Source organism: Citrobacter freundii complex sp. 2024EL-00216 (assembly GCF_043945515.1).
Lineage (GTDB): Bacteria > Pseudomonadota > Gammaproteobacteria > Enterobacterales > Enterobacteriaceae > Citrobacter > Citrobacter portucalensis.
In genome coordinates this window covers 1-2,516 of sequence record NZ_JBIMRA010000057.1, presented here as the reverse complement: position 1 = coordinate 2,516, position 2,516 = coordinate 1, and the positions used below count along the sequence as shown (strand labels likewise).

The 2,516-nt window shown below is 51.4% G+C and carries 4 protein-coding genes and 1 pseudogene; 4 read left to right on the top strand and 1 reads right to left on the bottom strand.

Translation table 11 applies throughout. The annotated features are described in order from the left end of the window. The coding region (locus ACHHZ7_RS25270) for a phage integrase N-terminal SAM-like domain-containing protein (protein WP_032444521.1) at positions 1-242 on the bottom strand (242 nt) is incomplete at its 3' end. Between the two features lie 144 nt (positions 243-386). Here ACHHZ7_RS25270 and dfrA12 point away from each other — a divergent pair. The 4 genes and pseudogenes from dfrA12 to qacE form a co-directional block, all read left to right on the top strand. Next, a complete protein-coding gene (dfrA12, locus tag ACHHZ7_RS25265) occupies positions 387-884 on the top strand; it encodes a trimethoprim-resistant dihydrofolate reductase DfrA12 (protein WP_001083725.1) in 498 nt (165 codons plus the stop codon). 111 nt (positions 885-995) lie between these two features. Then, positions 996-1,286 carry a DUF1010 domain-containing protein gene (locus ACHHZ7_RS25260; RefSeq protein ID WP_001336345.1) on the top strand — a complete coding sequence of 97 codons (291 nt, stop codon included), beginning with the start codon at positions 996-998 and terminating at the stop codon, positions 1,284-1,286. Between the two features lie 5 nt (positions 1,287-1,291). Beyond that, positions 1,292-2,130: pseudogene (locus tag ACHHZ7_RS25255) on the top strand (AadA family aminoglycoside 3''-O-nucleotidyltransferase). Positions 2,131-2,246: 116 nt separating this feature from the next. Beyond that, positions 2,247-2,516: quaternary ammonium compound efflux SMR transporter QacE (qacE, locus tag ACHHZ7_RS25250; protein ID WP_031971041.1), on the top strand; the 270-nt coding region annotated here is incomplete at its 3' end.

Genomic DNA, 2,516 nt, shown 5'->3' with positions numbered 1-2,516 from the left:
TGACGATGCGTGGAGACCGAAACCTTGCGCTCGTTCGCCAGCCAGGACAGAAATGCCTCGACTTCGCTGCTGCCCAAGGTTGCCGGGTGACGCACACCGTGGAAACGGATGAAGGCACGAACCCAGTGGACATAAGCCTGTTCGGTTCGTAAACTGTAATGCAAGTAGCGTATGCGCTCACGCAACTGGTCCAGAACCTTGACCGAACGCAGCGGTGGTAACGGCGCAGTGGCGGTTTTCATGGCTTGTTATGACTGTTTTTTTGTACAGTCTATGCCTCGGGCATCCAAGCAGCAAGCGCGTTACGCCGTGGGTCGATGTTTGATGTTATGGAGCAGCAACGATGTTACGCAGCAGGGCAGTCGCCCTAAAACAAAGTTAGCCATATGAACTCGGAATCAGTACGCATTTATCTCGTTGCTGCGATGGGAGCCAATCGGGTTATTGGCAATGGTCCTAATATCCCCTGGAAAATTCCGGGTGAGCAGAAGATTTTTCGCAGACTCACTGAGGGAAAAGTCGTTGTCATGGGGCGAAAGACCTTTGAGTCTATCGGCAAGCCTCTACCGAACCGTCACACATTGGTAATCTCACGCCAAGCTAACTACCGCGCCACTGGCTGCGTAGTTGTTTCAACGCTGTCGCACGCTATCGCTTTGGCATCCGAACTCGGCAATGAACTCTACGTCGCGGGCGGAGCTGAGATATACACTCTGGCACTACCTCACGCCCACGGCGTGTTTCTATCTGAGGTACATCAAACCTTCGAGGGTGACGCCTTCTTCCCAATGCTCAACGAAACAGAATTCGAGCTTGTCTCAACCGAAACCATTCAAGCTGTAATTCCGTACACCCACTCCGTTTATGCGCGTCGAAACGGCTAACCATTCCGTCAACGGGACGCCAAAATGCTGCGCATTTTGGTTCCCTCCGCTGCGCTCCGGCTCTCGTTACGTCCAACGTTAGCACCACTGAAACCCAGCTTTATTTAGCTCATGTTTATTCAAACGGCATTTAGCTTTTCAGGCGTTATTCAGTGCCTGTTTTGCCTTTTTTCCGGGCTTCGCCTGCATGGGCTGCGCAGGTTTTCAGTCTTTTTGGCCTCTAGCCCTTGCGTAGCAAGCGCAAGCAGCTATCGTTTTTGCAGTGCTGTGCCGCCTCGGTGGCGCAGCGTTTTTTCACGGTTAGCGCCCGTCGCCAAATTCAAGTTATCCGTTTTGGCTTCTGGTTCTAACATTTCGGTCAAGCCGACCCGCATTCTGCGGTCGGCTTACCTCGCCCGTTAGACATCATGAGGGAAGCGGTGACCATCGAAATTTCGAACCAACTATCAGAGGTGCTAAGCGTCATTGAGCGCCATCTGGAATCAACGTTGCTGGCCGTGCATTTGTACGGCTCCGCAGTGGATGGCGGCCTGAAGCCATACAGCGATATTGATTTGTTGGTTACTGTGGCCGTAAAGCTTGATGAAACGACGCGGCGAGCATTGCTCAATGATCTTATGGAGGCTTCGGCTTTCCCTGGCGAGAGCGAGACGCTCCGCGCTATAGAAGTCACCCTTGTCGTGCATGACGACATCATCCCGTGGCGTTATCCGGCTAAGCGCGAGCTGCAATTTGGAGAATGGCAGCGCAATGACATTCTTGCGGGTATCTTCGAGCCAGCCATGATCGACATTGATCTAGCTATCCTGCTTACAAAAGCAAGAGAACATAGCGTTGCCTTGGTAGGTCCGGCAGCGGAGGAATTCTTTGACCCGGTTCCTGAACAGGATCTATTCGAGGCGCTGAGGGAAACCTTGAAGCTATGGAACTCGCAGCCCGACTGGGCCGGCGATGAGCGAAATGTAGTGCTTACGTTGTCCCGCATTTGGTACAGCGCAATAACCGGCAAAATCGCGCCGAAGGATGTCGCTGCCGACTGGGCAATAAAACGCCTACCTGCCCAGTATCAGCCCGTCTTACTTGAAGCTAAGCAAGCTTATCTGGGACAAAAAGAAGATCACTTGGCCTCACGCGCAGATCACTTGGAAGAATTTATTCGCTTTGTGAAAGGCGAGATCATCAAGTCAGTTGGTAAATGATGTCTAACAATTCGTTCAAGCCGACCGCGCTACGCGCGGCGGCTTAACTCCGGCGTTAGATGCACTAAGCACATAATTGCTCACAGCCAAACTATCAGGTCAAGTCTGCTTTTATTATTTTTAAGCGTGCATAATAAGCCCTACACAAATTGGGAGATATATCATGAAAGGCTGGCTTTTTCTTGTTATCGCAATAGTTGGCGAAGTAATCGCAACATCCGCATTAAAATCTAGCGAGGGCTTTACTAAGCTTGCCCCTTCCGCCGTTGTCATAATCGGTTATGGCATCGCATTTTATTTTCTTTCTCTGGTTCTGAAATCCATCCCTGTCGGTGTTGCTTATGCAGTCTGGTCGGGACTCGGCGTCGTCATAATTACAGCCATTGCCTGGTTGCTTCATGGGCAAAAGCTTGATGCGTGGGGCTTTGTAGGT